The organism is Halorubrum rarum (genome assembly GCF_048380895.1).
In the GTDB taxonomy this organism is placed as follows: domain Archaea; phylum Halobacteriota; class Halobacteria; order Halobacteriales; family Haloferacaceae; genus Halorubrum.
Window position 1 is genome coordinate 66,638 of record NZ_JBLWMN010000013.1, and the last position, 25,212, is coordinate 91,849.

General features: G+C 66.7%; 31 protein-coding genes. 14 read left to right on the forward strand and 17 right to left on the reverse strand.

All coding sequences use genetic code 11. The features are described from left to right. Nucleotides 1–99 precede the first annotated feature (99 nt). A complete protein-coding gene (locus tag ACNSN7_RS11160; protein WP_418282361.1) occupies nucleotides 100–264 on the reverse strand; it encodes a preprotein translocase subunit Sec61beta in 165 nt (54 codons plus the stop codon). Nucleotides 265–361: 97 nt separating this feature from the next. Here ACNSN7_RS11160 and trxA point away from each other — a divergent pair, with 97 nt between their 5' ends. The 4 genes from trxA to ACNSN7_RS11180 all read left to right on the forward strand — a co-directional run bounded on the left by trxA (nucleotide 362) and on the right by ACNSN7_RS11180 (nucleotide 2,932). Further along, the gene (gene trxA, locus ACNSN7_RS11165; RefSeq protein ID WP_418282362.1) at nucleotides 362–631 is read left to right on the forward strand and encodes a thioredoxin; all 270 of its coding nucleotides are present in this window, start codon (nucleotides 362–364) and stop codon (nucleotides 629–631) included. A gap of 51 nt (nucleotides 632–682) precedes the next feature. Beyond that, nucleotides 683–832: a 50S ribosomal protein L40e gene (locus ACNSN7_RS11170; protein ID WP_418282363.1), complete on the forward strand. Its 150-nt coding sequence runs from the start codon at nucleotides 683–685 to the stop codon at nucleotides 830–832. Between the two features lie 65 nt (nucleotides 833–897). Next, on the forward strand, nucleotides 898–1,581 hold the full coding sequence (locus tag ACNSN7_RS11175; RefSeq protein WP_418282364.1) for a PHP domain-containing protein: 684 nt from the start codon (nucleotides 898–900) through the stop codon (nucleotides 1,579–1,581). Between the two features lie 106 nt (nucleotides 1,582–1,687). Beyond that, nucleotides 1,688–2,932 carry an asparagine synthase C-terminal domain-containing protein gene (locus ACNSN7_RS11180; protein WP_418282365.1) on the forward strand — a complete coding sequence of 415 codons (1,245 nt, stop codon included), beginning with the start codon at nucleotides 1,688–1,690 and terminating at the stop codon, nucleotides 2,930–2,932. A gap of 336 nt (nucleotides 2,933–3,268) precedes the next feature. Here the strand turns inward: ACNSN7_RS11180 and ACNSN7_RS11185 are convergent, their stop codons facing one another. Next, nucleotides 3,269–3,955 carry a uracil-DNA glycosylase family protein gene (locus ACNSN7_RS11185; RefSeq protein ID WP_418282366.1) on the reverse strand — a complete coding sequence of 229 codons (687 nt, stop codon included), beginning with the start codon at nucleotides 3,953–3,955 and terminating at the stop codon, nucleotides 3,269–3,271. Between the two features lie 116 nt (nucleotides 3,956–4,071). On the opposite strand from ACNSN7_RS11185, the gene ACNSN7_RS11190 reads away from it, so the two are divergent. Next, on the forward strand, nucleotides 4,072–4,716 hold the full coding sequence (locus tag ACNSN7_RS11190; protein WP_418282367.1) for a DUF7095 family protein: 645 nt from the start codon (nucleotides 4,072–4,074) through the stop codon (nucleotides 4,714–4,716). 25 nt (nucleotides 4,717–4,741) lie between these two features. On the opposite strand, the gene ACNSN7_RS11195 is transcribed toward ACNSN7_RS11190, so the two are convergent. The 3 genes from ACNSN7_RS11195 to ACNSN7_RS11205 form a co-directional block, all read right to left on the reverse strand. After that, the gene (locus ACNSN7_RS11195) at nucleotides 4,742–5,155 is read right to left on the reverse strand and encodes a chemotaxis protein CheW (protein ID WP_418282368.1); all 414 of its coding nucleotides are present in this window, start codon (nucleotides 5,153–5,155) and stop codon (nucleotides 4,742–4,744) included. 4 nt (nucleotides 5,156–5,159) lie between these two features. Then, on the reverse strand, nucleotides 5,160–6,071 hold the full coding sequence (locus tag ACNSN7_RS11200; protein WP_418282369.1) for a methyl-accepting chemotaxis protein: 912 nt from the start codon (nucleotides 6,069–6,071) through the stop codon (nucleotides 5,160–5,162). Nucleotides 6,072–6,371: 300 nt separating this feature from the next. Beyond that, nucleotides 6,372–7,037, reverse strand: coding sequence for a helix-turn-helix domain-containing protein (locus ACNSN7_RS11205; RefSeq protein ID WP_418282370.1), 666 nt, complete (start codon nucleotides 7,035–7,037; stop codon nucleotides 6,372–6,374). Between the two features lie 123 nt (nucleotides 7,038–7,160). Between ACNSN7_RS11205 and ACNSN7_RS11210 the strand changes: the two genes are divergently transcribed. Continuing rightward, on the forward strand, nucleotides 7,161–7,970 hold the full coding sequence (locus tag ACNSN7_RS11210) for a class I SAM-dependent methyltransferase (RefSeq protein WP_418282371.1): 810 nt from the start codon (nucleotides 7,161–7,163) through the stop codon (nucleotides 7,968–7,970). A gap of 203 nt (nucleotides 7,971–8,173) precedes the next feature. Here ACNSN7_RS11210 and ACNSN7_RS11215 read toward each other — a convergent pair whose 3' ends face one another. From ACNSN7_RS11215 to ACNSN7_RS11255, 9 genes are all read right to left on the reverse strand, one after another. Continuing rightward, complete coding sequence (locus tag ACNSN7_RS11215; protein WP_418282372.1) at nucleotides 8,174–8,467, reverse strand: HalOD1 output domain-containing protein; 294 nt, start codon at nucleotides 8,465–8,467, stop codon at nucleotides 8,174–8,176. A 679-nt stretch (nucleotides 8,468–9,146) separates the two neighbouring features. Beyond that, nucleotides 9,147–9,452, reverse strand: a complete 306-nt coding sequence (locus ACNSN7_RS11220; protein WP_418282373.1) for a DUF8152 family protein — start codon at nucleotides 9,450–9,452, stop codon at nucleotides 9,147–9,149. A gap of 1 nt (nucleotide 9,453) precedes the next feature. Then, nucleotides 9,454–10,212: a cob(I)yrinic acid a,c-diamide adenosyltransferase gene (locus ACNSN7_RS11225; protein WP_418282374.1), complete on the reverse strand. Its 759-nt coding sequence runs from the start codon at nucleotides 10,210–10,212 to the stop codon at nucleotides 9,454–9,456. A gap of 66 nt (nucleotides 10,213–10,278) precedes the next feature. Beyond that, entirely contained in the window at nucleotides 10,279–10,551 is a 273-nt protein-coding gene (locus tag ACNSN7_RS11230) for a DUF7385 family protein (RefSeq protein WP_418282375.1), read from the reverse strand. A 120-nt stretch (nucleotides 10,552–10,671) separates the two neighbouring features. Continuing rightward, the gene (locus ACNSN7_RS11235; protein ID WP_418282376.1) at nucleotides 10,672–11,589 is read right to left on the reverse strand and encodes an endonuclease V; all 918 of its coding nucleotides are present in this window, start codon (nucleotides 11,587–11,589) and stop codon (nucleotides 10,672–10,674) included. Next, nucleotides 11,590–12,561 carry a rhomboid family intramembrane serine protease gene (locus ACNSN7_RS11240; protein WP_418282377.1) on the reverse strand — a complete coding sequence of 324 codons (972 nt, stop codon included), beginning with the start codon at nucleotides 12,559–12,561 and terminating at the stop codon, nucleotides 11,590–11,592. Between the two features lie 74 nt (nucleotides 12,562–12,635). Next, nucleotides 12,636–13,328: a type I 3-dehydroquinate dehydratase gene (locus ACNSN7_RS11245; protein ID WP_418282378.1), complete on the reverse strand. Its 693-nt coding sequence runs from the start codon at nucleotides 13,326–13,328 to the stop codon at nucleotides 12,636–12,638. Between the two features lie 51 nt (nucleotides 13,329–13,379). Further along, nucleotides 13,380–13,775 (reverse strand): DUF7994 family protein, encoded by a 396-nt coding sequence (locus ACNSN7_RS11250; RefSeq protein WP_418282379.1) that lies wholly within the window; start codon nucleotides 13,773–13,775, stop codon nucleotides 13,380–13,382. A 217-nt stretch (nucleotides 13,776–13,992) separates the two neighbouring features. Beyond that, nucleotides 13,993–14,964, reverse strand: a complete 972-nt coding sequence (locus ACNSN7_RS11255) for a transcription initiation factor IIB (protein WP_418282380.1) — start codon at nucleotides 14,962–14,964, stop codon at nucleotides 13,993–13,995. A gap of 193 nt (nucleotides 14,965–15,157) precedes the next feature. Between ACNSN7_RS11255 and ACNSN7_RS11260 the strand changes: the two genes are divergently transcribed. The 5 genes from ACNSN7_RS11260 to ACNSN7_RS11280 all read left to right on the forward strand — a co-directional run bounded on the left by ACNSN7_RS11260 (nucleotide 15,158) and on the right by ACNSN7_RS11280 (nucleotide 19,086). Further along, nucleotides 15,158–15,925, forward strand: coding sequence for a cobalamin-binding protein (locus ACNSN7_RS11260; RefSeq protein WP_418282381.1), 768 nt, complete (start codon nucleotides 15,158–15,160; stop codon nucleotides 15,923–15,925). 21 nt (nucleotides 15,926–15,946) lie between these two features. Beyond that, entirely contained in the window at nucleotides 15,947–16,465 is a 519-nt protein-coding gene (locus ACNSN7_RS11265; protein ID WP_418282382.1) for a DUF84 family protein, read from the forward strand. 68 nt (nucleotides 16,466–16,533) lie between these two features. Beyond that, the gene (locus ACNSN7_RS11270) at nucleotides 16,534–17,646 is read left to right on the forward strand and encodes a DUF8073 domain-containing protein (protein ID WP_418282383.1); all 1,113 of its coding nucleotides are present in this window, start codon (nucleotides 16,534–16,536) and stop codon (nucleotides 17,644–17,646) included. Nucleotides 17,647–17,752: 106 nt separating this feature from the next. After that, nucleotides 17,753–18,442: a helix-turn-helix domain-containing protein gene (locus tag ACNSN7_RS11275; protein ID WP_418282384.1), complete on the forward strand. Its 690-nt coding sequence runs from the start codon at nucleotides 17,753–17,755 to the stop codon at nucleotides 18,440–18,442. Continuing rightward, nucleotides 18,439–19,086 carry a helix-turn-helix domain-containing protein gene (locus ACNSN7_RS11280; protein WP_418282385.1) on the forward strand — a complete coding sequence of 216 codons (648 nt, stop codon included), beginning with the start codon at nucleotides 18,439–18,441 and terminating at the stop codon, nucleotides 19,084–19,086. The genes ACNSN7_RS11275 and ACNSN7_RS11280 overlap by 4 nt, the downstream gene beginning before the upstream one ends. A gap of 198 nt (nucleotides 19,087–19,284) precedes the next feature. On the opposite strand, the gene ACNSN7_RS11285 is transcribed toward ACNSN7_RS11280, so the two are convergent. Beyond that, nucleotides 19,285–20,208: a DMT family transporter gene (locus ACNSN7_RS11285; protein ID WP_418282386.1), complete on the reverse strand. Its 924-nt coding sequence runs from the start codon at nucleotides 20,206–20,208 to the stop codon at nucleotides 19,285–19,287. 177 nt (nucleotides 20,209–20,385) lie between these two features. Here ACNSN7_RS11285 and epsC point away from each other — a divergent pair, with 177 nt between their 5' ends. Then, the gene (gene epsC / locus ACNSN7_RS11290; RefSeq protein WP_418282387.1) at nucleotides 20,386–21,279 is read left to right on the forward strand and encodes a serine O-acetyltransferase EpsC; all 894 of its coding nucleotides are present in this window, start codon (nucleotides 20,386–20,388) and stop codon (nucleotides 21,277–21,279) included. A gap of 5 nt (nucleotides 21,280–21,284) precedes the next feature. On the opposite strand, the gene ACNSN7_RS11295 is transcribed toward epsC, so the two are convergent. Beyond that, complete coding sequence (locus tag ACNSN7_RS11295; protein ID WP_418282395.1) at nucleotides 21,285–22,151, reverse strand: methylenetetrahydrofolate reductase; 867 nt, start codon at nucleotides 22,149–22,151, stop codon at nucleotides 21,285–21,287. A 113-nt stretch (nucleotides 22,152–22,264) separates the two neighbouring features. Then, nucleotides 22,265–23,641: an aminomethyltransferase family protein gene (locus tag ACNSN7_RS11300; protein ID WP_418282388.1), complete on the reverse strand. Its 1,377-nt coding sequence runs from the start codon at nucleotides 23,639–23,641 to the stop codon at nucleotides 22,265–22,267. Nucleotides 23,642–24,033: 392 nt separating this feature from the next. Here ACNSN7_RS11300 and ACNSN7_RS11305 point away from each other — a divergent pair, with 392 nt between their 5' ends. Beyond that, nucleotides 24,034–24,927, forward strand: coding sequence for a bifunctional methylenetetrahydrofolate dehydrogenase/methenyltetrahydrofolate cyclohydrolase (locus ACNSN7_RS11305; protein WP_418282389.1), 894 nt, complete (start codon nucleotides 24,034–24,036; stop codon nucleotides 24,925–24,927). Then, a partial coding sequence (locus tag ACNSN7_RS11310) for a pyridoxal-phosphate dependent enzyme (protein ID WP_418282390.1) occupies nucleotides 24,924–25,212 on the forward strand: 289 nt, incomplete at its 3' end. The genes ACNSN7_RS11305 and ACNSN7_RS11310, both read left to right, overlap by 4 nt.

The following is a 25,212-nucleotide window of genomic DNA, read 5'->3' on the forward strand; positions in this document are numbered from 1 at the left end:
GGCCGGGACGTGCAAAAAGGGCGCGCTACCGGCTCGACGTCAACCGAAGCGAGAAACGGAGCGCGGCGGACGGATATCTGGGGATCGACTCGTCAGCGCTTACGCGACCGTCAGCGAGAGGATCTGGACGAACACGCCGAAGAGCACACAGAAGGCAAGGACCGTCTTCGGATCGATCGATATTGCGTTTCGGTCCTGCGAATCGAAGTACCGAACGAGTCCTGCACTCGACATCAACCCGCCGGAGTTCTGTCCGCTGCTCATACGCCGTACTGAGCGTCCGGGTGGCGTAAACGTTTCGTCTCGGATATCGTCGGTGGGAAACCCTTATGCGCGGTCCCCTGTTAGGAATCGGCGGACAATGACCGTTCGACTTCTGGATTTCTACGCCGACTGGTGTGGCCCGTGTAAGACCCAAGACCCCATCCTGGAGGAGGTCAAAGAGGAGTTCGGCGACGCCTTCGAGCTACAGAAGGTGAACGTCGACGAGGAGCAGGACGTCGCCAACCAGTATCAGGTCCGTTCGCTGCCGACGCTCATCGTCGAGAACGACGACGGCGTAGTGGACCGATTCGTCGGCGTCACGCAGCGCGAGGACATCGAAAGCGCGCTCGCGGAAGCCGGCGCGTAGTCGCGGTCGCGTCTCGCAACCTTTTACAGCGCCGGTGCGTTTGATAGCAGTATGGCTAGCTTCGACGCCGCGGAACGCCGCAACCTCGACAAACAGATCTGCATGCGCTGTAACGCCCGCAACTCACCCGAAGCCGACGAATGCCGCAAGTGCGGCTACGGGAACCTCCGACCGAAGGCGAAGGAACGCCGCGCGGCATAACGCGTCCCCGACGACAGGGCCCGCGTACCGGGGGGCTTTTTTAGTCGACGACCGAACGATCGGTCGTGCTATCGGTCGAGCTGCACACACACTCCGAACTGTCCCACGACGGGCGTGATCCGGTCGGTCTCCTCTTAGAGCAGGCGGCCGCGGTCGGCCTCGATGCGCTCGCCGTGACCGACCACGACGAGATCGACGCCAGCTTCGAGGCCGCAGAGCGTGCTCCCGACTACGGGCTCGTCGGCATCGTCGGCATGGAGGTGACGTGTGCCGCGGGCCACGTGCTCGCGTTCGGCGTCGACGACCTCGTCGAGAGCGGCCTCCCGTTTGACGAAACGCTCGACCGGATCCACGATCAGGGCGGGATCGCAGTCGTCCCGCACCCGTTTCAGAAGACGCGCCACGGCGTCGCCGCACACGTCTCGGACGAACAGCTCGCGAACGCGGACGCGATCGAGGTGTACAACTCTCGACTGTTCACGGGACGGGCGAACCGGCAGGCCGAGACGTTCGCGGTCCGACACGGACTCCCGATGACCGCCGGCAGCGACGCGCACATCTCCGAGATGGTCGGACAGGCCGTCACGGAAGTCGGCGCGAACGATCGCACGGCGGCGGCGATCCTCTCAGCGATCGCCGACGGACGAACCAGCGTCGTCGGCAAGCGGACCCCCTGGCGCGTCTCGATCCGTCAGTTCGCCGGCGGTGCGAAGCGCCGCGCGTTCCGCACGATCGACGATCTCCGATGACCACAATGGGACGATGACGTATCTCCGATGACCACGATGGAACGATGACGTATCTCCGATGACCACGATGGAACGATGACGTATCTCCGATGACCACGATGGAACGATGACGTTCAGCTCCGACGACGGGTTCCCCGGTGATGACGGATCCACCGACGACGGCACTCGTCTCCGCGGCGCATCCCCCGATCTGGTCCGTCGCGCGATACGTGACCGGGACCCCTTCCCGGGAACTGCGGGGTTCGCCGGGCGGATCGGCGACCAGCCGGGAAGCAGCGGGACGGGGGAGGACGAACCGGCGCTCGTCCGAGACGTGCTCGGCCGCGAGCCGCTGTTCGTCGAGCGGAACGCAGCGGCTCCGACCACTGAGAACGCGTGGAGCTTCGATCCGACGACGCTTCGCGATCCGAAGTCGGTGGACGCAGGAACCCTCGTGACGAGTTCCGGACCGAGGACCGTCTGGTCGCTGCCGACGCCCGATCCGGTCGATCCCGAGGCGGGACAGCGAGCGGTCGACGACGCGTTGCGTGCCGTGCTCTCCGAACTGGGTGCGGAGACGAGTGACGACGGCGACCCGTCCGGTCGGCTCGCGGTCGCCTTCTCGGGCGGCGTCGACTCCGGAGTCGTCGCCGCGGCGGTGCCCGAAGCGCCCTGCTACGTCGCCGGCTTCGAGGGCTGTCACGACGTCGCCGCGGCGCGCGAGGCGGCCGCGGCGATGGGTCGGGACCTCCGTATCGTCGAACTGACACACGACGACCTCACTCGCGCGATCCCGGAGATCGTCGCCGCCACCGGTCGGCGGAACGCGATGGATCTCAACATCGCGGTTCCGCTGTACCTCACGGCGGAGGCGGCGGCCGCCGACGGATTCGACCGGCTGGCCGTCGGGCAGGGTGCCGACGAGCTGTTCGGCGGCTACAGCAAGGTCGTCGATCCCGCGAACGACCACCGCGTCGATGCCGAGACGGTTCGAGACGCGCGGGACGAGACGGTTCGAACGCTTCCGGACCAGCTGGAGCGCGACGTCGTCACGCTGCGGGCGGCCGGGGTCGAGCCGGTCGCACCGCTGCTCGACGATCGGCTCGTCGAGGCCGCGATCCGGCTTCCGGACGAGTTGCTCGCCACCCCTGCAGAGCGAAAGATCGCGCTCCGACGGGCGGCGGCGGCGTACGTCCCTGATCCGGTTGGCTCCGCGGAGAAGAAGGCGGTTCAGTACGGAACGTACGTCGCCCGCGAGATCGATCGGCTCGCTCGGCAGAACGGGTTCAAACGACGGATGGACGGCCACGTCGCCCTGTACATCGAGTCGTTGCTCGACGGCTCAACGGACCTACAAAAAAACGGCCCGTAGCGGGCCGGTCCTGACCAAACCGCTGCATGGAGTACCAGTCCTGCAGCCGACGCCCGATCGGTTGGGCGTCTATCGAAACGTCGTGGGGTCGGTATAAAATACGCATCCTGGCGACAAATATGACTGTTTGTCGTTCGATGGGTGCACCTTTGTTCAGAACGTCGGTCGCGTTTGAAACGTTCGACAGATAGGCACTCGAGTTCGGGACTGAAAGCGGACAGTCACTCGATACATCGGTCAGCGTCGAGTCAGCGTCGAGTCAACGTCGAGTCAGCGTCGAGTCAGCGAGCGTTGGACGGATCGAAGCGATCGCATCCGGACGGCTTCTTCGGGGGTCTATCGAACGAGATACGGGTCGCTCCCGGCGACGAAGCGGCCGAGATCGCTCTCCCGGCGGAAATCGGTCGCCTGGAGCGTTCGAAGCGCCTCGACGAGTCGGTCGGCGTCACCCGTCTCCCACTCGACCGGGTCCTTGATCGGGACGACCAGCCATCCCGACCCGAGGAGCTCCTCGCCGTGAAGCGCGTCCATGTCGATCTCGGTCTTCCACGCACGGGCGGTGTACTGCCGGAGCACGTGGTCAGTCGCCCGAGCGCCGACCGGGAGGAGAACGTGGGCAGCGATGGCACGGAGCTCCGCGTCGAAGAACCGCTCCATGTCGGCGTACGACTCGGATGCCGGCGTCCCATCGGAAACACACATGTGGAGGTACGAGAGGAACGTCTTCACGACTCGGAACGGTGCGTCCGCCTCCCGGTCGACGGGGGTACCGTCCGGATCGCCAGTCGCGTCCGGATCGTCGGCGACGTCCGCCACGAGTCCGGCGTCGGCGAGCGCCGCGAAGAACTCCGCCGACCACGTCTCGCCGGTGAACGGGATCCCGTCGTCGATCCCGCCGTGGACACCCGGGTGATCGCCGATCACGTGGAAGTCGGCGTTGGCGTCGCCGTACCCCGGAACGTAGCGGTCGCAGTCCGGCGTCATCCCGAACGGGTTCCGCGTGCGGTCCGTAACGTTTTGCACGCCCCGTCGTACGCGCTCCTCGCGTAATAGCCCGTTCGATCCGGTGATCCGACGTTCGGACCGACGCTCCGCCCGGAGCGGAACCGGTTTGGGCACCGACCGTCTACGGGGACCCGATGAACCGCGATACGGCCGTCGACCGGCTCGAAGCGATCGTCGACCGCGTCGAGACCGAGACGATGCCCGTCCCGGTGCGGGAGGTGTGGGCGTTCGGCGACGTCGCGCTCGGGCTTGACCCCGTCGACCGACTCGACGTGTACGTCACGAAGGACGTCCTGATGCGCGGCGACCGGAAGGCTTCGCGGTCGTTCGAGGCGGAGTACGGGATCAAAGGCGTCGGCACGTCGGTCCGTGCGGGGTGGGCCGAGTCGAACCCCGACCGCGTCAGAGCGAGCGACAACGGCTACGCGGCTCCCGAAAAGTGTCTCGCGGCGGAGCTCGTCGACGACGAGGAGCCGATCCACCTCGAAGTGTGTAACGCGAGCTTCGAGGACAACGTCACCCAGCGGTTGAAGGGCGCACTCGCGAGGGACGCCTACGAGGAGGTGCTCGACCCCCGAGGCGTCTGTCTGTGGGTCGACGGCAACCGCGACGAGGAGGCGTTCGAGCGGCTTCGCGAGGCCGCGTTCGCGATGCCGACGCTCGACGCGGCGCTCGGCATGTTGGGTGCCGACGACGACGTCGCGAGCGAGGCCGCGTCCGTGCTCAAAGCGGCCCGAACCGAACAGTCGGGCGCGTCCGTGCGCGGCGATATGGTCTGATTGAGACCTCCGCGTGAACGACTCGCTATGAGTGAACGGACGTCGGATCGACCTGTACGACGAACGAATCCTCGCGCGAAAGGACCCCTTCGATCGCATCGCCGTCGGTTGCTGCCGTGGTATCGAGTTCCTGTTCTTCGACGTCGAGCACCTGGTCGACGCCGCACACGAGCCAGCCGAGCACCTCGTCGGTTCCGCTCGTGTCCAGAACGACGATGTGTGACCACTCCGTCTCCGCATCGATGTTCAAGACGACGCTCGGATCGATGACGGTGGTCGTTCGGCCCCGCAGATCCGTGACGCCCATGACGTGCGGTGGCGAGTTCGGGACGGGAGTGACGTCGTTGGCGTCCACGATCTCGTCGACGTGGGCGATGTCGATACAGTACTGTTCGTCCCCGAGCCGGAACTCGAGGAGCTGTCCGAGCGCTTCGGGCATGGCGTTACTCCTCCTCGTCGAGGAGGTTCTGGAACCCCTCGTTGACTTCCGACACCATCGCGGTCTGCTCTTCGACGGCCGCGCTGATGCTGTCGGTCTCGTCGCTGATGTCCTCGGCGTTCGTGGACGTCTGGTCGACCATCGCCGCGATCTCCTCCGTGCTCGCGGCCTGCTCGTCGGTCGCGTGGGCGACCTCCTCGATGCCGACGTTCAGCTCCTCGACGGAGTCGCCGATCTCCTCCAGGCGGGAGAGCGTCGATTCGACCTCCGAGATCCCGGTTTCGACCGCTTTCTCGTTGTCCGCGAGGCCCTCGACTGCCCGCTCCGTGTTGTGCTGTATCCGGTCGACGAGCTCCTCGATGTCGTTGGCGCGCCGCTGTGACTTCTCGGCGAGGGACTTGATCTCCTCGGCGACGACGGCGAACCCCGCTCCCGCCTCCCCGGCGCGTGCCGCCTCGATGGACGCGTTGAGCGCGAGCAGGTTGGTCTGGTCGGCGATGTCGTTGATCACGGCGACCATCTCGTCGATCTCCTCGACGCTGTTTTCGATCCGGTGGACGCGGTCGTCCACCTCGTCGGACGACTCGTCGACCCTCGTCATGGCCGTTCGGGTGTCGCGTGCGGCCGAGCGTCCCTCGGAGGCGAGTTCGTTCACCTGGTCGCTCTCGCTCGCGACCTCCTCGGCCGACGAAGCGATCTCCTCGACGGCGGCGCTCATATCGGACACCTCGTTTTGCACCTGTGACATACCGTCCGCCTGCTCCCGCGAAAGCGCCGATATCTCCTCGGTCCTCGTCGCGATGTTCTCGGACGCGTTCTGGAGTTCGCGGAGCGCGTGAGCCGCCTCCTCCACGTCGTCGTTCTCGTGTGAATCGGCTATCTCCACCGTGTCGCTCGTGTCGTCGAGGGTTGACATGACACGTCCCTCGTGTGCGGTGTCACGTATAACGATTCGTGCCAAAATAACGCGCTCGATAACCGCAAACGACACGCAACGTCGAGATATACGGACCGAGAACGAGCCTTCGCTGTCGAAGGTCGCCCGCGTCACGTCCCCGGGGGACCCCGTGCCGAGTCGGCCGTGTCGCCTCGGTCACCGTTCGTCGGTGACCTCACGTCGTCGATGGGCGGAGGGTTCGAGCGGGTGCGACTTCCGTGTCGGTCGTTCCGTTGATCGCCAACGTCGTGCCGCGAGCGTCACCGAAGCCACGACGCCTCAGTCCTCGTCGTTCCGCTCCGCATCCGGCCACGTGGATCCGAGGAGGGTGTCGACGCCGCGCCGGAGGCGCTGTGACAGCGCCGAGTCGGAGATCCCCATCTCGTCGCTCAGTTCGACGAGCGAGCTCTCTCTCGGAACCTCGAAGTACCCGGATTCGTGTGCCGTGCGGAGTGCGGTCGCCTGCTCGGGGGTGAGATCCGTCCGTCCGCCGCGTTCGGTCCGACCGGACGGTTCATAGAGCCGGTTCACCGTCGTCCGGACGCCGTCGTCGGAACACGCGCGTCGAAACGACTCCAGTACCGTTCGGTCCGGAAACCGGACGCGGAAGGTCCAGTCGTTCGCCGTCCCGATCCCTTCGAGAACGGTGACGTCGAGGTCGTTGAAGGGGGTGAAAACGCCGTCCGTGTCGCTGGAGAGGTCTATCCGGACGAGTTCCTGATCGGCGATCCTGTCGATGTTCGCCTGATCGCGGACGTTCGGACTCTCCCGAAGCAGCGTCATGACGGGATCGAGCATCGCTCGAGGGATCCACAAGTACGCGATCGGGCCGGTCCCCGTCGGGATCACGCTGGTGAGACGAACGGAGTTCCCCTCCGGTATCACCGGAAACGGATCCAACGAGACGTCAGCGGATGAGACGGTTAGATCGCAGAGAACAGTCATTGGTACTCATATGTTGGTTAATCTGTAAATGATGGAGTATACCGGTGAAACGTTCCGGTGGAACGGCGATGGTCGGTACGCCGATCCCGACCGCTTAATTCCTCCCGACTCGAACGTCGTCGTGTGCGACGGTTCTCCGCCGACTACCTCGAACGGACTCGCGAGGGAATGTGGGCCGGCGACCGGACGGCGCTCGCCGATCTCGACCTCCCGAACCGGAGCCGCGTCCTTGACGTCGGCTGCGGCACCGGTGAACTCACGCGAGTCCTCGACGAGGAGACGCCCGCGGACGCGTCCGTGATCGGCGTCGACGCCGACACCGACCTCCTTCGCGTCGCTCGCGAGGCGAGCGCGCTTCCGTTGCTGGCGGGCGACGCAACGCGACTCCCGCTCCCCGACGACAGCGTCGATCTGGTCGTCTGTCAGGCGCTGCTCATCAACCTCCCCGACCCCGGTGCGGCGGTTCGGGAGTTCGCGCGGGTGTCGACCGACCTCGTCGCCGCGGTGGAGCCGAACAACGCCGCGGTCACCGTGCGGTCGACCGTCGACGCCGAGGAGCGACTCGAACGGGAGGCCCGCGCGGCGTACCTCGCCGGGATCGACACGGACGTCGCGCTCGGCGAGCGGGTCCGAACGCTCTTCGACGAGGCCGGGATCGGTGAGGTTCGCGTCAGTCGATACGTCCACGAGAAGCGAACGACCTCGCCGTACACCGAGCCCGAACTGTCGTCCGCGGCGCGGAAGGCGTCCGGTGCCGGACTCGCCGACCACCGCGAGGAGCTCCGGGCGGTCATGACCGACGCCGCGTACGACGACCTCCGTCGACGGTGGCGGGAGATGGGCCGTGACGTCGTCGACGAGATGCAAGGGGGCGAGTACGAACGTGTCGAGCGCGTCCCGTTCGACGTGACCGTCGGACGCGTCGACGGCTGAGGGACCGCCTCGGCCACCGGGCCCCGACGGCACGACGAACCACTCACCGACGGACATCCGTTCTCTCAGTTCGACGCCGTTGATACTCTCAGTTCGACGCCGTTGATACTCTCAGTTCGACGCCGTTGATACTCTCAGTTCGACGCCGTTGCGCTCCTCAGCGCGTGATGTGTTCTGCCCTCGTTGCGGTCAACAGATCGGGCTCACTGAGCGCCATGACAGCTCGGTTTAATCCGGTCGTCATGTCGCGAGGCGATCGAGACGGTGAGTACCCGATCGCTCCAGATCGAAACGAAGGAGTCGCTATATTCGAACATGAAACTGCCCTCAAATCGCGACCGTTCGTCCGTCTCTGAGGAAAACAACGCCTCAAGCGCATCCACGTCCAGCGTGTCATGAAGCGGAGGAAGGTCGGTGGGGCGGCATCCTTCAACCTCAGCGACAGCGCACAAGAGGGTATAACTCATCGATTGGTTCGCCTTCACTGTACGTTCCATACCTGTATATATGGCTCCAATCGGAAACCGCGAGCGATTTTCACTCAGATAATCACTACAAGAGATCGTGTAACCGATATCGAACAGTGGCGATCGATGACGGGAGTGGGTGTTGCACGTCGCCGGTCGCGATATAGTATTTAAATAGCCGTGAGCGGCGGCGATGGTTCCTTATAAAGATCTAATGCGGTGGCGCGTGCCTCCGAGCGCCCACCGGGCGTGAGGAGCGCGCGCGAGGGAGTCAGGGGCGGTCGCCGAGCGGGCCCGGCGACCGCCCCTGACGAGGTTGGGGAGGCGTGAGGCGCGGGTGCGGTGCCGTGCGGGGTGGGACTCAAAGGGGCAGCCGTGATCCCCGCGAACGGAGTGAGCGGGGGCTCGGGAGACGGAGTCTCCCGGTGGGGCGAAGCCCGCCGCAGTAAGCACCGCAGTGAGGAAGCGACAGCGACTGAGCGAGGCGCGCAGCAAGGCGCGCGAGTCGTCGCGGCTGGGGCTTTGCAGGCGGTCATCGCAGAGTCGTCGACCACTTATAAACACCCGCCAACAACACCCAAATTCGACTTATAAACGGCCAGACCACCGATCTGGTACACACACTCCCGTTATCGATCGATACGCGGTCTTCGGTGGCCGGCGGTTCCGGACGGGGACATATCCGAGGACGCGGACTGAAACGGGTCTGTCAGTTCTCGTCCGACGTGTGTCGATCCAGCCGTCTCGCGAGCTCCCGAGCCGCGTCCACGTGGTCGTCGGCCTCGCGGTCGCCCGTGGTCTCGAACGCCTCGAGGCGGTCGCGGATCTCCCCGGCCCGCTTCCGGACCACGTCGTCGTCGACATCACCGTCCGCGATCTCCGCCGCGAGCGCCTGTGCCTCGCCGAGATGCCAGCCCGCTTCCCGCTCGACCGGGCACTCCTCGGTCGCTTGGAGCCGTCGGTGGAGCTCGACGGCGGGATCGAACTCGTCGTCCGAGGGGTCGAACTCGGCCACCTCAGTACTCCGTCCCCTTGCGAGCGCGCTGTCCGTCGTCGATCGGGTGTGACACCTTACTGACCTCCGTGATCAGGTCGGCGACGTCGTCGAGGTAGTCGGGCTTCGCGTGACTCCCCGTCAAAACGAGCTCGAGCCCGTCCGGCTTCCGATCGATCAGGGCGAGCACCTCGTCGGGGTCGATCAGTCCGCGATCGGCCGCGTAGAGGGCCTCGTCGAGGATCAGCATGTGGACGCCCGCGTCGGGGTCGGCGTCGAGCGGAATCGCGGCGTCGAGGTCGGCGTCCGCCGCGGCGTCGATCAGGTCACGGGCGCGGTCGAGGCCCGCCCGCGCGTTCCGCTCGTGGTCGTCCTCGGCGGAGCCGTCGGCCATCCCGTGCCACCCGTAGTGGCCCGTGTTCTCGAAGGAGAATCCGGGAACCGCAGCGATCGCGTTGTACTCGCCGCGGACCGCCTCGACGGAGTCCGCACCGCCCTTCATGAACTGGAGCATGTGAACGCGATAGCCGTGTCCGACCGCACGCATCCCCATCCCGAGCGCCGCCGTCGTCTTCCCCTTTCCGTCCCCCCACCAGACCTGAACGAGTCCGAACTCATCGGGGGCGTCCGCCTCGATCACGTCGGCTCCGGGGACGATCCCGCGACCCGGCGTGTCGCGATCGGATTCGTTCCGGTGACGGCGCTCGTCGGCGGCGATTCCGTCCGCGTCGGAGCCGTCGGCCGTGTCGGCCGTGTCGTCGTCGTGTCGCTGTTCGCTCATACCGTCCCCTTCGCGTCGAGGCCCTTGAATCGGGAGGTCGGAGGCGAACCGGAGACCGAACCCGCGCTACTCGTCGTGGATGAACACGAGCCGCTTCGAATCGGTGTTACACAGACAGAGATGGATCCCGTCTCTGGTCGCACCGATCTGCTGCCAGCCGTGATCGCTCACGAACAGCGTCTGGAACGTTCCGCGGTCGCAGTCGGGGTTCGGGCAGCCGACGCCGGCCGCGTTCTTGTACCGCGTCGTGCCGCCGCCGGACCCCTGGCGAACGAGTCCATCCGTCAACGAGCGGAACTCCTCGGGCGACATCGGTCCATCCGTGCCATCGTCTGCCATACAGCGATCTTGAACGTCGGGGTATAAAAGCGGTCGGACAGCGGTGCGCGTCACGATCCCGTGGCGACGTCCCTGCGCTTGAGCGTCATCGGCCGACGGGGGCGTCCCTGCGCTTGAGCGTCATCGGCCGACGGGGGCGTCCCCGCGTTTGACGACGTCCGCGTACGCGTCCGCGAGTCGCGTCGGCTCCGGGAGCTTGTAGCCGGCACACAGCGCGTCGACGAGTTCGACCGCGGTCTCCGCCGACACCCGGTGACCGGGACTGACGTATACGGGATTCACACGACGGCTGTTCGGATACTGCCGCGACTGGAACGCGTGCCCGATGGCCGGCCGAGCGCCTCCACCCGCGGCATCGACCGTCTCGACGGAGTCGTCCGCGCGGATCGGCGTTCGCCATCCCGCGGGCCGTTCCTCGACGGCGTCGTCCGGCTCACCACACAGCAGGCGCTTGGCGACCCCGATGCTCGGCAGGTCGTGGATCACGCCGACGTGGGTCGCGAGCCCCGCCTCGCGGTAGTGGATCCGCCCCGATCCGTCCAACACGAGGAGATCGGGGGCGACCGAGAGCGCGGAAAGCGCGGCGAGGATCGGACCGCCCTCGCGAAAGGCGAGCAGCCCCGGAACGTACGGGATCGAGAGCGGCGTGACCGCGTGGGCGTACTCGACGACGGCACCGTCTCGGATCGCGACCGCGGCCGACACCGCCTCCCCGTCGTCGAGGCGGAACGCCTGATCGACGCCGACGACGACGGGGGCGTCGGCGGCCGCGGCGTGGGGATCGGAACCCGGATCCGCCGCGGGTAACCCCTCGGAGCAGTCGAACGCCTCGTCGATCGCGACGTCACCGGGAGCGAACGCGTGGTCGTCCGCGAACGTCGCCGTCGCCGCGATCTCGCGCTGGAGGGCCGCCATCTCCTCGCGATCGAGCCCCGGGTCGGGAACGAACGACGGGCGTGTCAGCGACTCGGGATCGACGCCCGAAGCACCTCGCGGAGGCCCGCCGCGGTCGGCTCCCCCGCGACCGGACGGCGGCATTCAGAACCGCCCGCCGGGGCCGCCGGGGCCTCCCGGACCCCCCGGACCGCGGGGACCCCGCGGGCCGCGAGCACCGATCGTCATCCCGCCGGGACCGCCGGTCCGCCGCGCGAGGTCCTCGTTCCGAACGCCGAACGCGAGCCCGATCGCGAAGCCGATGAGGTGTGCGAGATGGGCGATGCCGCCGACGCCGGCCGCACCGGTCGACACGACGAGCACCGCGGAGATGATGGCGGTTCCCCACGTGAGGTACTTCAGCTTCATCGGGATCACGAAAAAGAGGAGTATCTCCAGGTTCGGCCGCCAGACGGTGAGGACGCCGAGGATCGCGAACGTCGCGCCGCTGGCTCCGAGCACCCCGACGAGGCCGCCGGTCGCGAGGACGAAGAGGACGTGTCCGAGCCCCGCGAGGACCCCGGCGACGAGGAAGAAGCCGAGGAACTTCTTCGACCCGACCGCGCGCTCGACGAGGGGGCCGAAGAAGAACAGGACGATGCTGTTCGCGATGATGTGGAACAGTCCGGCCCGCGAGTGCGAGAAGACCGAGGTCACCCACGTCCAGACGTTACCGAGTGCGTCCGATCGGAGGACGAAGATCGCGTCGTGTGCGGGGTTGCCCAGCGTGAGGGTGACGGTCCACTGCGCGACGAACGTGAGCCACATCGCCGCGAGCAACACGTACGTCGCGTTCCCACGGAAGTAGCTCACGAGCCCGCCCGTGCTCGTTTCCCGGGCGACGCGTCCTTTGACGCGCTCCGTGATCCCACCGGCGTCCGCCGTCGAGCCGCGCGACCCGTCGGCGATGCCGTCGTCGAACCCGCTGTCGAAGACGCCGCCGGGGTCGTCCCACTCGCTCAACCCCGGACAGTCGTGGTTCTCCGGAAGACGGTGCTCCCCGCAGAACGTCTTCCCGCACCGTCGGCACTGGTACGGGAGGTTCTCGTACTCCCCACACACGTCGCACGTCGCCATTACCCGAACTTACGGCGGGGGTCCTAAAGCGGTTTGGCTCGCGGACGCCGGGAGCGGACGGCGATCGGGGCGCGCTACCGATCACGGAGGTCGTCGACGAGCCGGCGGAGCGTTCCGAGCGCGTACTGCCCCGGCGCGGTCGCCGCCGCGGGATCGACCGGCGCGTAGCCGATCCGCGAGCCGTACACCGGTGCCACCGCACGGGTGTGTCGTCCGGCCTCGCCCATGCTCATGGTCGCGACCCGATGGCCGGCGTCGGTCGCCTCGTGAGTCGCTGACAGCAGCGCCAGCGCGTCCGCACGCGTGTCCGCGGTGACGGCCAGCTTCGCGACCTCGCCCTCGGCGGCCGCGTCCGCGAGCAGGTCGACCATCGTTCCGATCTCGGGCGTCGACTGGAACTCGTGGACTGACGCGATCACCGAAACGCCCTCCTCGCGGGCCGCGTCCCGGATCGCCGTCGCGTGTGACTGCTCCCCTTCGGGAGCGTTCCCCCGCAGCGCGGCCAGTTCGACGTCGATCGCGACCACGTCGTCGTGGACGACCGCCTCGGAGAGCTCGTCGAATCGACCGAGATCCCCCGCCTCGCCGCCCTCCCACGCCGCGCGGTTCGTGGCGATCAGCGGGAGCTCCCCGTCGTAGTCGTCGAGCTGTGCCAGCGGGTCGGCAGCCAGATCCATACGGAACTCCACGGCGTCGGCGTCGCCGCGGGCCGCCGGCTCCTCGCCGAGGTCCGCCGTGGCGGCCGCCAGAACGAACTCCTCGAACATACGAACGGGTCGTCGGCGAAGGAACTTATAAACGCCCGTCCGTCGACGGGGTCACGAGCCGTCGTCCGCGGACGGATCGCGGGGACCCTCGCCCGACGTGCCGCGGGTCCAGAGGAGCCACGCGAACGCGATCACGAGCCCGCCGATCACCGCGATGGCCGTCGAGAAGACCCCGCCGTCGGCGAGCAGTCCGTCGACGCCGATCGCGGCCAGCGAGGCCCCAAGGAGCGCCTGTGAGACCGCACGCATGCGGAGCGGGGTGAGCGTCCGACCCGCAACCGTCGTCCCGACGACCGCCCCGCCGAGGAGGTACACGACGCCCGCGAGCCCGCAGGCGGCGGCGGCGACCAGAAACAGCGGCGTCCCCGATCGGGGTTCCGTCGCCATCGCGATCCAGCCGGCACCGACGAGCAGGAGCAGGCCTAAAAACAGGTCTCGGGTGTCCATTGCGTTGGTGTCGTCGTGGGGTGTGGGCAGTCGTCGGGTGTGGGCAGTCGTGGGGTGTGGGCAGTCGTCGGGTGTGGGCAGTCGTGGGGTGTGGGCAGTCGTCGGGTGTGGGCAGTCGTGGGGTGTGGGCAGTCGTCGGGTGTGGGCAGTCGTCGGGTTGGTGTCGTCGTTGGGCGGGAGTCCCCGTCGTATGGTGGAAAGACGTCGGTTCGAACGCTTACGCGACGAGGCCGTCCTCGGCCTCGAGCAGTTCGTGGTAGCGGTTCCGAATGGTCACTTCGGAGATGTCCGCGACCTCCGAGACCGCGGCCTGCGTCGTCTTCTCGTTGGTGAGCAGGGCGGCCGCGTACACGGCGGCGGCTGCGAGCCCGACCGGCGACTTACCCGAGTGGACGCCCTTCTCCTTGGCGTTTTTCAGGAGTCCCTTCGCGCGCATCTCGGACTCCTCGGAGAGGTCGAGATCGCTCGCGAACCGCGGGACGTACTGCTCGGGGTCGGCGGGTTTCACTTCGAGCTTGAGCTCGCGAACGACGTAGCGGTAGGTGCGGGCGATCTCCGCCTTCTCGACCCGCGAAACGTCGGCGATCTCGTCGAGGCTGCGGGGAACGCCGGCCATCCGCGCCGCGGCGTACACACACGACGTCGAGACGCCCTCGATCGAGCGGCCGGGGAGGAGGTCCTCGTCGAGCGCGCGACGGTAGATGACGGAGGCGGTCTCGCGGACGTTGTCCGGAAGCCCCAGAGCGCTGGCCATGCGGTCGATCTCGCCGAGCGCCTGCTTGAGGTTGCGCTCCTTGGAGTCGCGCGTGCGGAACCGCTCGTTCCACTTGCGGAGCCGCTGCATCTTCTGGCGCTGGCGCGCGCCGAGCGAGCGACCGTACGCGTCCTTGTCGCGCCAGTCGATGTTCGTCGAGAGGCCCTTGTCGTGCATCGTGTTCGTCGTCGGCGCACCGACGCGGGATTTCTCGTCTTTCTCCCGGGAGTCGAACGCGCGCCACTCGGGGCCGCGGTCGACCGAGTCGGCCTCGACGACGAGCCCGCAGTCCGCACAGACGCTCTCGCCGTGTTCCTCGTCGTTGATGACCTGTCCATCACACTCCGGACAGCTCAGGCTCTCGTCGGTTCGTTCCGATTCTGCTTCCGTTTCGTCTCGGGAGCGACTCCCCCGCATGTGCATTCTTTCACTCATAGCGATCGATCCCTCGGTAACGAAACTGCATCCGAGAGCGGTCTTACAGGCTGGATGTGGGAACAACACTTAAATGGCTCGGAACGTGTCGCCGGCGAGTCGACGAATCATCACGATCCCTCAGACCGTACTCGGGCCGCGTCAACTCCGGGAAGCGAAACGTTTGGGTCGGCACGTCACGGAGGGGTGATCGATGACCGATCCGCGCGTCGTCTCGCTGGCCCCGAGCACCACCGCGACGCTGTCGTCGATGGGTGCCGCCGAGACCCTCGTCGGCGTCACACACCACTGTGATCCGCCCGAGGACGCCGGCTCCGCACACGGTTCCGACCCCGTCGCCGTCGGCGGCTGGCTCGATCCCTCGCTCGAACGCGTCGCGGAGCTATCACCCGACGTCGTCTGTACGAGCGACGGGCTGCAGGCCGACCTCGCGGAGGAGTGCCGGGCCCGCGGCTTCGACGTCGACCACCGCGAGCCGGCGACGCTCGACGACGTGATCGAGACGTTCGCCGCCCGCGGCGCAGCGATCGGACGCCCGAACGCCGGAGCCGACCTCGCCGCGGACGCCCGGCGGCGGCTCGATCACGTCGCCGACGCCGTCATGGGACGGGACCGCCCGACGGTGTACTGCGAGGAGTGGTCCGATCCGCCGATGGCGGCCGGCAACTGGGTGCCGGATGCCGTTCGTGTGGCCGGTGGCCGGTACCCCTTCGTGGCCGCCGGCGAACGTTCCCGAGCGATCGACGGACGGGTCGTCGAGTCGGCGGCCCCGGACCACGCCGTGCTCCACGTCTGTGGCCACGGCACGCGGACCGATCCGGCCACCATCACCGATCGCGGCTGGGCGATCGATCCGTCGGTCCACGTCGTCGACGACTCGCTTCTGAACCAGCCGAGCCCCGCCCTCCTGGACGGGATCGAACGGCTCGCGGAGCTGTTCCATCCCGACATCGATTTATAAATCCGGGGCGAGCCTCCCACCATGCGAATCGGAGTCGGGAGCGGGAACCCCGTGAAGCGACGCGCGGTCGAGCGAGCGGTCGCCGACGGACCGACGGTCGAGGCCGTCCCCGTACCCTCCGGAGTGAGCGAGCAGCCGCGCGGCCACGAGGAGACGGTCGCCGGTGCGGAGAACCGTGCGTCGGCCGTCCTCGCCGAGGGTGGGTACGATCTCGGGGTGGGTATCGAGGGCGGAGTCGCCGAGTTCGACGGCGTCGACGGGCTCTTCCTCGTGATGTGGGCCGTCGTCGACGACGGTAGCCGGACCGGTCACGGTGCCGGCCCGAGCCTCCGGCTCCCGGAGCCGGTGGCGACACGACTCGACGACGGCGATGAGCTCGGTCCCGTGATGGACGACGTCCTCGACACCACCGGGATCGCGAGACGCGGCGGCGCGGCCGGCGCGCTCACGGACGGTCGGGTCGATCGCGCCGCGGCGCTCTCGACCGCCGTCGCCGGCGCGTTCGGACCGTTCGTCTCCGAACTGTACGGACGCCGCTGAGCCGGACCTCGGCGCTTACTTATAAACACCGCCACTATTCATCACAGATGTTCATGGAGGTTCGTCACGTGAGAACGGACGTCATGAGCGTCGGGAGCGATCTCCAGAGGATGGGCGGGTTTCTCGAGAGATTCGAACGCGGCGTCGGGACGGTAAAGGGCGTCGAGTTCGTCGACCGTCTCGACACCGAGACGGGGCCGACGGTCGACGTCGAGATCGGGATCTCGCCGTCCGCGGATCGACGCGACACGGCACTCTCCCCGATCGATGCGTCCATCGGAGACGACGGTCGGTTCCGGATCGCCTTGGAGACGAACGACGCCGTCGTGCCGCCCGCCGCGGACGACATCGACGTGGAGCCGACGGGAACGCACGTGGGGGCCGACGGAACCGTCACGGTCACGGTCCGCGTGTCCATCCGGGACGGCGCGTCCCCGTCGACCGCCGAGGACCGCCGAGCGCGGCCGACCGCCCCCGCCGACGGAGACGGGGAATCGGTCGACTCCGCCGGGAGTGGGACGGCTGGCGACGTCGACAGCGCACGCGACGATGGGGCCGGAAGCGACGATGAGGACGGAGATCGGGGCGTCGACGCCGGCGAGATCGGCGCATCGAACGACGAGATCGCGGGGCGCGAGCGAAGCGTTCCACCCTTCCGAGACCCGGACCTGCTCGCCGAGGTGTACGAGTCGTGTGACACGTTCGCCGAGATGAGCGAGGCGATCGAGATGGACGTCACGGGGGAAACGGTCCGCCGGTACATGATCGACTACGGGATCCACGAGCCGAACTCGTACGGGACGCCGAGTTCGGACGACGACCGACGCGAGTCAGCGCCGACCGATTCGGGCGACGATCCGGGCGACGATCCGGGCGACGGATCCGACGCCGACCCGTGCCCACCGATCGCCGTGACCGACGGGATCGGCCTCCGTGAGGACGTCACCGTCGACGCGCTCGTCGAGACGATATCGCGGTCGAACACGGTGTACGAGGTCCAACAGGGGCTCGAGCTCGGCCGCGAGGAGACCCGGGAGCTGCTTCGAGAGCTCGACCTGATCGACCTCGTCGTCGGGCGTATCGCCACCGAACACGAACGGGACATCGGTCGCGAGACGATACTCGAACGACTCCGGCAGGCCGCCGAGACGGAAGCGAGAAGCGCCGTCGCGGGATCGTGAGTGGACGCGGCACCGGGTTCGAGCGGTTGCGGGTCGAGCGTGCGCCCGCCGACACCAGCTGTTAAGAGACGGGGAGTAGTACGTTCGGGAACGACGACGCTCCCCCATGGCGATCATCACTGAGGTCAGGTTCGCTCACGAGGACGGTGCGCTCGCCAGCACGCTCGGCGCGTTACCCGAGGCCAGCGTTCACATCGTCGACGAGACGAGCACGACGCCGTCACGGAACGTCTACTTCTTCCGCATCAAAAACGCAGCCGCCGAGGACGTACGAGAGGCGCTCGACGACGACCGCACGGTCCGTGAGGTCGAACCGGTCCGGGCGGTCGACGACCGGAGCGTGTGGGGGATCGAGTTCACCGCGGACGCGAAACTCCTCGCCTCGCAGGTGACGGAACACGGTGGCGTCGTGCTGGACGCCCGGAGCTCGCGCCCGGAGTGGATCGCACGCGGATGGCGGGAACGGTGGTTCTTCCCCGATGCGGTCGGGATCCAGGACGTCTGGCAGTACGCACGGGAGGAAGGGTTCGAGTTCGAGGTGCTCGACCACTCTCGGCGACTGCAGTCCGACATCACGACCGTCGATCCCGACCCGCTCACCGACCAGCAGCGGTCGGCGCTCGTGGCGGCGTCCGAACGAGGATACTTCACGGAGCCCCGGGAGACGTCCCTCGACGAGTTGGCCGAGGTCCTCGACATCTCGCCGTCGGCCGTCAACGGCCGGATAAAGCGCGGACTGAAGGCGCTGATCGGGACGGGACTGGCCGTCGAGAAACCGGAACGGGAACGGCCATGATAACGACGCGAGTGTACGTGGAGCATCCGGATCTCGCGCTCGCGGAGACGATCCGGTCGACGTCCGACGTCGATATCAGCGTGATCGGCGACGCCGGGACCGACCCGCAGCGAACCGTCTACTTCTTCCGCATCGAGGCGACGGAGTTCGACGCGGTGGAGGCGGAGATCGCCGCGGATCACACGGTTGCCGAGTTCTCGACGGTCCTGGAGACGGGAGCGCAGCGGACCTACCGGATCGAGTACAGCGACGACGCGAAGCTGATCACGCCCGCGATCGCCGATCGAGGTGGACTGACGCTCGAAACGAGAAGCCATCTCAACGGATGGATGCTTCGATTACAGCTCGAAGGACATGACGTATTACATGAACTAAACGAGTACGCGATCGAGGAGGGGATCCGCTTCGACATCATCGAACTGAAGCAGCGAGGCGAACTCGATTCGGGGTCCGAATCCGATCTCACCGCGGCACAGATAGAGGCGCTCGTCAACGCGTACAGATACGGCTACTACGACGAGCCACGGGAGGTCTCGCTGGACGAGTTGGCCGAAATCCTCGGTATCTCGAACACGGCAGCGAGCGGACGGCTACGGCGAGGTGCCGCCCGACTCATCGAGGAAACGCTCGTCGACGACGAGTAACGCCACGATGTGGGGCGTCGACGACAGCGTGAGTGCAACGACAGTGACGGCATGTGTGCCTCGAAATAGACAATATCAAGTACATATATATTATAGAGAATAAACGGAGATAGATACCGAATCGAGACGTGGGGACCCGCGAGTTCGATCGGATCGATGGATCGAGCGTTCGACGTCGCGACATGGGTCGTGATCGGCTCACTCCGAGGCGGAAACGACTCGGTCGTCCGTTGGCTCTCCTGACCGAATGAGGACGACGCCGACCAGAACCAGCGTTCCACCCAGAAGGATAAGCGGTGAGAGCCGCTCGCCGAGCACCGCGATGCCGAGCAGTACGGTGACGACCGGCTCGATCGTCGAGACGATGCTCGCGCGACCGGCCTCGACGAACCGGAGCCCGTTGACGAACAGGAGGATCGGTACCACTGTCCCGACGACCGCGAGACCGACGATGATCGCCCACTGGCGGCTCGTGGTCGGGAGGAACAGCGTGTCGGTGGCGAGCCCGTACGCGAGAAAGCACGCACCCGTGGTCGCCATCGCCGCCGTGGCGAGGCGGTCGGCTCCGATCGTCTCCACGGCGGCCCGGCTCCCCGTCGTGTACACCGCGTACGCCATCGCCGCGATGGACACGAGGACGATCCCCATCGGGTCGACGCCGGCCGCGTCGACGCCGACGATCAGACCGACGCCGACGACGGCCACCGCGAGCGCCACCAGCTTTCGGACCGTCAGTCGCTCATCGAGGACGGCGGCACCGATGAGAAACACGTACACCGGATAGGTGTACAGCGTTATCGTCGCGAGACCGGCGGGAACGGACAACAGTCCCCGGAAGAACGCCGCGGTCAGCACCGCGTACGCGAGTCCGAGTCCGACCATCGCCGGGAGCCGACGGCCGGACGGCTTGGCGGCGTCGCCGCGGTACGCGAGGTACCCGACCAACAGCGCGGTCGCCAGGGCGAACCGGAACGTGAGCAGCGTGGGGTTGTTGAGCCCGGTTGCGGTCGCGAGCGTGCCGAAGACGGCGATCGTTCCGAACCCCACCGCCGCCAACAGGACGAGAACGATCCCCATCGTCCGGCGGCGGATCCGCGACGCCACGAACTCTGAAACGGACATGCTGTGGTGACGGGTCGCTCCCGCGATACCCTGTGAACGCGACACGGGAAAAGGTGTCCGTCGGTTCACGGAACGCTCGCGGGGCGCAGATACGATCACGGGACGACGCACGCGGATGCGGGGGTTCGTCGATGGCGCGGATTTAAGAGTTTTGTACGCCCCACGGATAACGGGGACATGGAGTACGAATACGCCGGCGACGCACACGAACGACTCCTCGAAGCGTACGAGGAGGACGCCGACCCGTTCCCGACGGGTCCGGCGATGGACTTCCCGGAGTCGGGACACCGTCGCGCGGAGATGGAACTGCTCAGGCAGCTCCTGTTTCCGCGGTGTTGGAACGCGGGCGAGCTGCTCGCGGACGCGTCGGCGATACGCGACGCGCTCTCGGAGTTGGGGACCATCTACTGTCGAGGGATCCGTCCGTACTCCGGAACGGATCCGTCCGACACCGTCGATCACGTGCTCGATCTGCTCCCCGACCTCAGGGAGACGCTGCTGAAGGACGTCGAGGCGGCGTACAAAGGCGACCCCGCGGCACGGTCCTACGTGGAGGTCGTTCGGTCGTATCCGGGCTTTCAAGCGATCGTGATACAGCGGGTCGCCCACGAGCTGTATCTGGCGGGCGAGCCCGAGTACGCGAGGGAGCTGACCGAGTACGCGAAGTCGGTGACGGGGATCGACATCCACCCGGGCGCGGAGATCGGCGAGTACTTCTTCATCGATCACGGGACGAGCGTCGTCATCGGCGAGACCACGACCGTCGGCGACTGGGTGCGGCTCTATCAGGACGTGACCCTCGGAGCGCTCCACTTCGAGGAGGCCGAGGACGACGAGCGCAGACTGAAAAAGGGGTACAAACGCCATCCCGACATCGGAAACAACGTCGTGATCGGTGCCGGCACGAAGGTGCTGGGGGCCATCACCATCGGTAACCACGTGAGCATCGGCGCGAACTCCTGGGTGACCGAGGACGTGCCGGATCACACGAGCGTGTTCATCTCCGAGCACCCCAAGCAGAAACGGAAGCGGAACGACGGCGGACGTGACGATCGAACGCCCGACGAGTAACGGACCTACCGGGCGTCCGCCAGCGCCTCACGACGCCATGATTCGAGGTCAGGCACCTGGTTGAACGCGTAGATGTGGACTCCCCGGATGTCGTAGTGCGTGTCCGCGACGTACGGTGCGAGCCCCTCGATGAGGTCGTCCGGCGCGTACGTCCCTCGGGACCCGACGAGCTCCTTGATGAACCCGACGACGCCGCTCGTCTTCTTGAGGAACCGAACGGAGTCGCCGACGCCGACCTTCTTGGAGATCCCGAGCAGGCGCTGGTACTTCATCACGCCCGGGATCCCGATCTCGATCGGGAGATCGATCCCGCGCTCGCGGATCTCGTCGATCCACGCGAGTATCACGTTCGGGTCGTAACACAGCTGCGTGACGACGTAGGTCGCGTACGGCTCCTTTCTCGCCATCGACTCGGCGAGCGTCTCGTCGTCGAGGAAGTCGTGTCCCTCGGGATAACCGGTGATCCCCACCTCGTCGAACGAGTAGTCGAGACCGTCGAGCGTCGACAGGAGGTCGTACGCCGAGGTGAACTCGCCGGCCGGTTCCTCACGGTCGCCGCCGGGGACGAACACGTCGGTGACGCCGGCGTCGGTGAGCCGGGCAGCGATCTCTTCGAGATGGTCCACGTCACGGACGTAGCGTGCCGCGATGTGCGGGACGACTTCGTAGCCGCGGTCGGTCGCCGTCTCCGTCCACTCGATCGTCGCCTCGATCCCGAGCGTCGGCGAGGTCGTGATCGCGACCTCCGCGCCGTCAGGGAGGTGCTCCAACTGCTCGCCCATACTGTCGAACGGCATCAGCTCGTAGCGCGGCTCCGTGAGCAGCGCCGCTACTCCGTCCGCGGTGTCGGTCGTCTGGGTTGTTGATGACATCATCTGGCTCCGTTAGTGACCGGCTTCGGATAGGGTTGCACGCTCCACCAAGGTGTGTGTTTCGACAGCACGCCGGCCACGGGCGGTCCCGGCGCGCTGCCGTCGATTCGCGGCTACTCGGAGGCGTCCTGTTCGGCGTTGAGTTTGGCCTGTTCGCGAGCGCTCGGGTTGACGGAGGGTTTAAACGGAACCTCCGACACCTTGGCGTACACCGGTTCGCCCTCCTCCTCGGCGTATTCGTCCGGCAGGTGGACGCGGAACTCCGTCTCGACGTCGCCGTCGTACACGTCCATCGGGTCGCCGTCGAGTTTCTCCGCCGGAACGAACCCGAGCGCGAGGTTCGTCTCCAGTTCGGGGTTGTACCACGGCGAGGTGACGTAGCCGCACTCCTCGCCGGTGTCGGGATCCGAGATGAGCCAGAAGTCGGGCGCGTAATCGCGGACCGGCTCGCCGGCCATCTTCAGTCCGACCATCTTGTGAACGAACGGGTACTCGCCGTCCTCGATCAGCGCCTTCTGTCGTTCGAGTTCCGCTTTCCCGATGTAGTCGGCGTCCTTGTCGTCCGGGACGTGGTAGCCGAGGTTGACCTGGAACGGCGACGTCTCGTGGTCCATGTCCTGCCCCCACGAGAGGATCCCTGCGGCGATACGACGGTGATGGGCGGGCGCGACCTGCATGCCGCCGTGGTTGACGACGGTCTCGTGGACCGGGTCCCACACCCTCTCGGCGTTCTCCGAGGCGTCGCGGACGTAGACCTCGAAGCCCTTCTCGCCGGAGAAGCCGGTCTGGCTCACCAGTACCGAGGCCCCGTTGATCTCCGCCTCCATCAGGCCGTAGTAGGGGATGTCCTTGACCTTCTCGCCGACGACCTCCTCCATCACGTCGACGGATTTCGGGCCCTGGATCTGCATCGGCGCGACGTCGATCTCGTCGATCTCGACGTCGAAGTCCATACCGACGTTGACGCCCTGAAGCCACTGCATCAGCGTCGAGTCGGAGATCGAGAACCAGAACTCGTCCTCCCCGGGGCGCAGCAGTACGGGGTCGTTGAGGATCCCGCCGTCCTCGTTACAGAGGATGACGTACTTCCCGTGCATCGGCTCGATCTGGGTCGCATCGCGGGTGATGACGTAGTTCGTCAGGGCCTCGGCGTCCGGACCCTTGACGCGGATCTGTCGCTCGACGGCGACGTCCCACAGCGTGACGTGGTTGACTAACGCCTCGTACTCGGTCATCATCCCGCCCTCCTCGGGTGTCAACATCCCGCGCGGGTGGTAGATGCGGTTGTACACCGTCGCCCGCCACGCCCCGTTCTCCCCGAACGACTTGTGGAAGAACGGCGACTTGCGAACGCGGGTGGACACGAGCATTTCGATGCCGGGGTCGCCGGACTGACGCAAATTCCTCGGGAGCGTTCGATCGGACTGGTCGACGCTCGGGTAGTTCGGATGGTCCTGCGCTTCCGTCTGTGGCGGTTCGTTACCAGACATTACTACCTACGTCTCATGCAGTGTTCATAAAAGTGGGAGTTACCTCGTACTCTGCCGATACCAAGAGTGCGCCCAAAAGCGCGGTAGAACGACTGAAGCGAGCGTATACACGAACTTCACTCCGAGAGGACCGCGCCGACAGTCGCTCGGCTATAACTGACGGATTTTTTATTGTTTGTGGAATTATGTCCGGTCGAGGACGGGGAGCCACGCCGGAGCCAGTGATTTGATAACGACATGCACTCATACGTACCATCATCGCCCGGTACGTGGCGATCGAACCGAGTCGGCTCGGCAGCCGCCGGGTCGATGGGCTCGTTCCGGGCGTGACGGTGACCAACAATGATCCCTATCCAACTGGACGCGCGCGGCGGAACAGGCGGTGAGTCGGTATGACTCACGTCATCGACGGAAACGAGGTAGCGGACGGGGTTCGTGAGGGACTCCGGGACTGTATCGACGACCTCGAGTCGGCGGGCGTGACCCCGGGTCTCGCGACGGTGTTGATGAGCGACGATCCGGCGAGCGAGACGTACGTCTCGATGAAACAACGGGCCTGTGAGGACCTCGGGATCGACGGGAGCCATCACGAACTCGATCCGGATGCACCGGCCGACGAGCTGTTCGACGTCGTCGACGAACTGAACGACGACCCCGGCGTCCACGGGATCCTCGTCCAGATGCCCGTCCCGGACCACATCGAGAACGAGGCGGTGCTCCGACGGATCGATCCGATCAAGGACGTCGACGGGTTCCACCCGGAGAACGTCGGTCGACTCGTTGCCGGCGACGCCCGATACAAACCCTGTACGCCCCATGGTGTTCAGAAGCTGATCGAGGCCGCCGATGTCGAGACCGAAGGGGCACACGCCGTCGTCGTCGGTCGCTCCGACATCGTCGGCAAGCCGATGGCGAACCTGCTGATCCAGAAGGCTCCGGGCGGGAACGCGACGACGACCGTCTGCCACTCGCGGACCGAGGACCTCGGGGCCGTGACCCGGGACGCCGACATCGTGATCGCGGCCGTTGGCGTGCCGGAACTCGTCGACGGGTCGATGATAGCGGCGGGGGCGACCGTGATCGACGTCGGCGTCAATCGCGTCGACGCGGACACGGAGAAGGGATACGAACTCGTCGGCGACGTCGACTTCGAGAGCGCGCGCGAGAGGGCGGGCGCGATCACCCCTGTGCCAGGGGGCGTGGGCCCGATGACGATCGCGATGCTGATGTACAACACCGTCAAGGCGGCCGGCGTTCAGGAGGACGTGGCCATCGATCTCCCATGACGCCGGGCGACGATCCCGTCCCGTTCGCTGCCATCGAGGCGGCACGGGCGCGCCTCGACGATCCGTCGGTCGTCAAGCGGACGCCGGTCGAACGGAGCACGTCGCTCGAATCGATGACCGGTGCCGAGGAGGTCACGCTCAAGCTCGAACACCTCCAGTGGACGGGGTCGTTCAAGACTCGCGGCGCGTACAACAAAATCAAGAGCTGTCTGGAGAACGGCACCCTCGACCGGGTCGTCGCCGCGAGCGCGGGCAACCACGCGCAGGGCGTCGCGCTCGCGGCGA

Coding starts and splice junctions, on each gene's coding strand:
- ACNSN7_RS11305 (WP_418282389.1), top strand. CDS start 24,034: ATGACTCACGTCATCGACGGAAACGAGGTAGCGGACGGGGTTCGTGAG.
- ACNSN7_RS11230 (WP_418282375.1), bottom strand. CDS start 10,551: ATGGCAGACGATGGCACGGATGGACCGATGTCGCCCGAGGAGTTCCGC.
- epsC (WP_418282387.1), top strand. CDS start 20,386: ATGGAGTACGAATACGCCGGCGACGCACACGAACGACTCCTCGAAGCG.
- ACNSN7_RS11205 (WP_418282370.1), bottom strand. CDS start 7,037: ATGACTGTTCTCTGCGATCTAACCGTCTCATCCGCTGACGTCTCGTTG.
- ACNSN7_RS11250 (WP_418282379.1), bottom strand. CDS start 13,775: ATGGACACCCGAGACCTGTTTTTAGGCCTGCTCCTGCTCGTCGGTGCC.
- ACNSN7_RS11200 (WP_418282369.1), bottom strand. CDS start 6,071: ATGTCAACCCTCGACGACACGAGCGACACGGTGGAGATAGCCGATTCA.
- ACNSN7_RS11160 (WP_418282361.1), bottom strand. CDS start 264: ATGAGCAGCGGACAGAACTCCGGCGGGTTGATGTCGAGTGCAGGACTC.
- ACNSN7_RS11235 (WP_418282376.1), bottom strand. CDS start 11,589: ATGCCGCCGTCCGGTCGCGGGGGAGCCGACCGCGGCGGGCCTCCGCGA.
- ACNSN7_RS11255 (WP_418282380.1), bottom strand. CDS start 14,964: ATGAGTGAAAGAATGCACATGCGGGGGAGTCGCTCCCGAGACGAAACG.
- ACNSN7_RS11295 (WP_418282395.1), bottom strand. CDS start 22,151: ATGTCATCAACAACCCAGACGACCGACACCGCGGACGGAGTAGCGGCG.
- ACNSN7_RS11170 (WP_418282363.1), top strand. CDS start 683: ATGGCTAGCTTCGACGCCGCGGAACGCCGCAACCTCGACAAACAGATC.
- ACNSN7_RS11245 (WP_418282378.1), bottom strand. CDS start 13,328: ATGTTCGAGGAGTTCGTTCTGGCGGCCGCCACGGCGGACCTCGGCGAG.
- ACNSN7_RS11215 (WP_418282372.1), bottom strand. CDS start 8,467: ATGGAACGTACAGTGAAGGCGAACCAATCGATGAGTTATACCCTCTTG.
- ACNSN7_RS11285 (WP_418282386.1), bottom strand. CDS start 20,208: ATGTCCGTTTCAGAGTTCGTGGCGTCGCGGATCCGCCGCCGGACGATG.
- ACNSN7_RS11240 (WP_418282377.1), bottom strand. CDS start 12,561: ATGGCGACGTGCGACGTGTGTGGGGAGTACGAGAACCTCCCGTACCAG.
- ACNSN7_RS11300 (WP_418282388.1), bottom strand. CDS start 23,641: ATGTCTGGTAACGAACCGCCACAGACGGAAGCGCAGGACCATCCGAAC.
- ACNSN7_RS11190 (WP_418282367.1), top strand. CDS start 4,072: ATGAACCGCGATACGGCCGTCGACCGGCTCGAAGCGATCGTCGACCGC.
- ACNSN7_RS11225 (WP_418282374.1), bottom strand. CDS start 10,212: ATGAGCGAACAGCGACACGACGACGACACGGCCGACACGGCCGACGGC.
- ACNSN7_RS11265 (WP_418282382.1), top strand. CDS start 15,947: ATGCGAATCGGAGTCGGGAGCGGGAACCCCGTGAAGCGACGCGCGGTC.
- ACNSN7_RS11275 (WP_418282384.1), top strand. CDS start 17,753: ATGGCGATCATCACTGAGGTCAGGTTCGCTCACGAGGACGGTGCGCTC.
- trxA (WP_418282362.1), top strand. CDS start 362: ATGACCGTTCGACTTCTGGATTTCTACGCCGACTGGTGTGGCCCGTGT.
- ACNSN7_RS11260 (WP_418282381.1), top strand. CDS start 15,158: ATGACCGATCCGCGCGTCGTCTCGCTGGCCCCGAGCACCACCGCGACG.
- ACNSN7_RS11280 (WP_418282385.1), top strand. CDS start 18,439: ATGATAACGACGCGAGTGTACGTGGAGCATCCGGATCTCGCGCTCGCG.
- ACNSN7_RS11195 (WP_418282368.1), bottom strand. CDS start 5,155: ATGCCCGAAGCGCTCGGACAGCTCCTCGAGTTCCGGCTCGGGGACGAA.
- ACNSN7_RS11180 (WP_418282365.1), top strand. CDS start 1,688: ATGACGTTCAGCTCCGACGACGGGTTCCCCGGTGATGACGGATCCACC.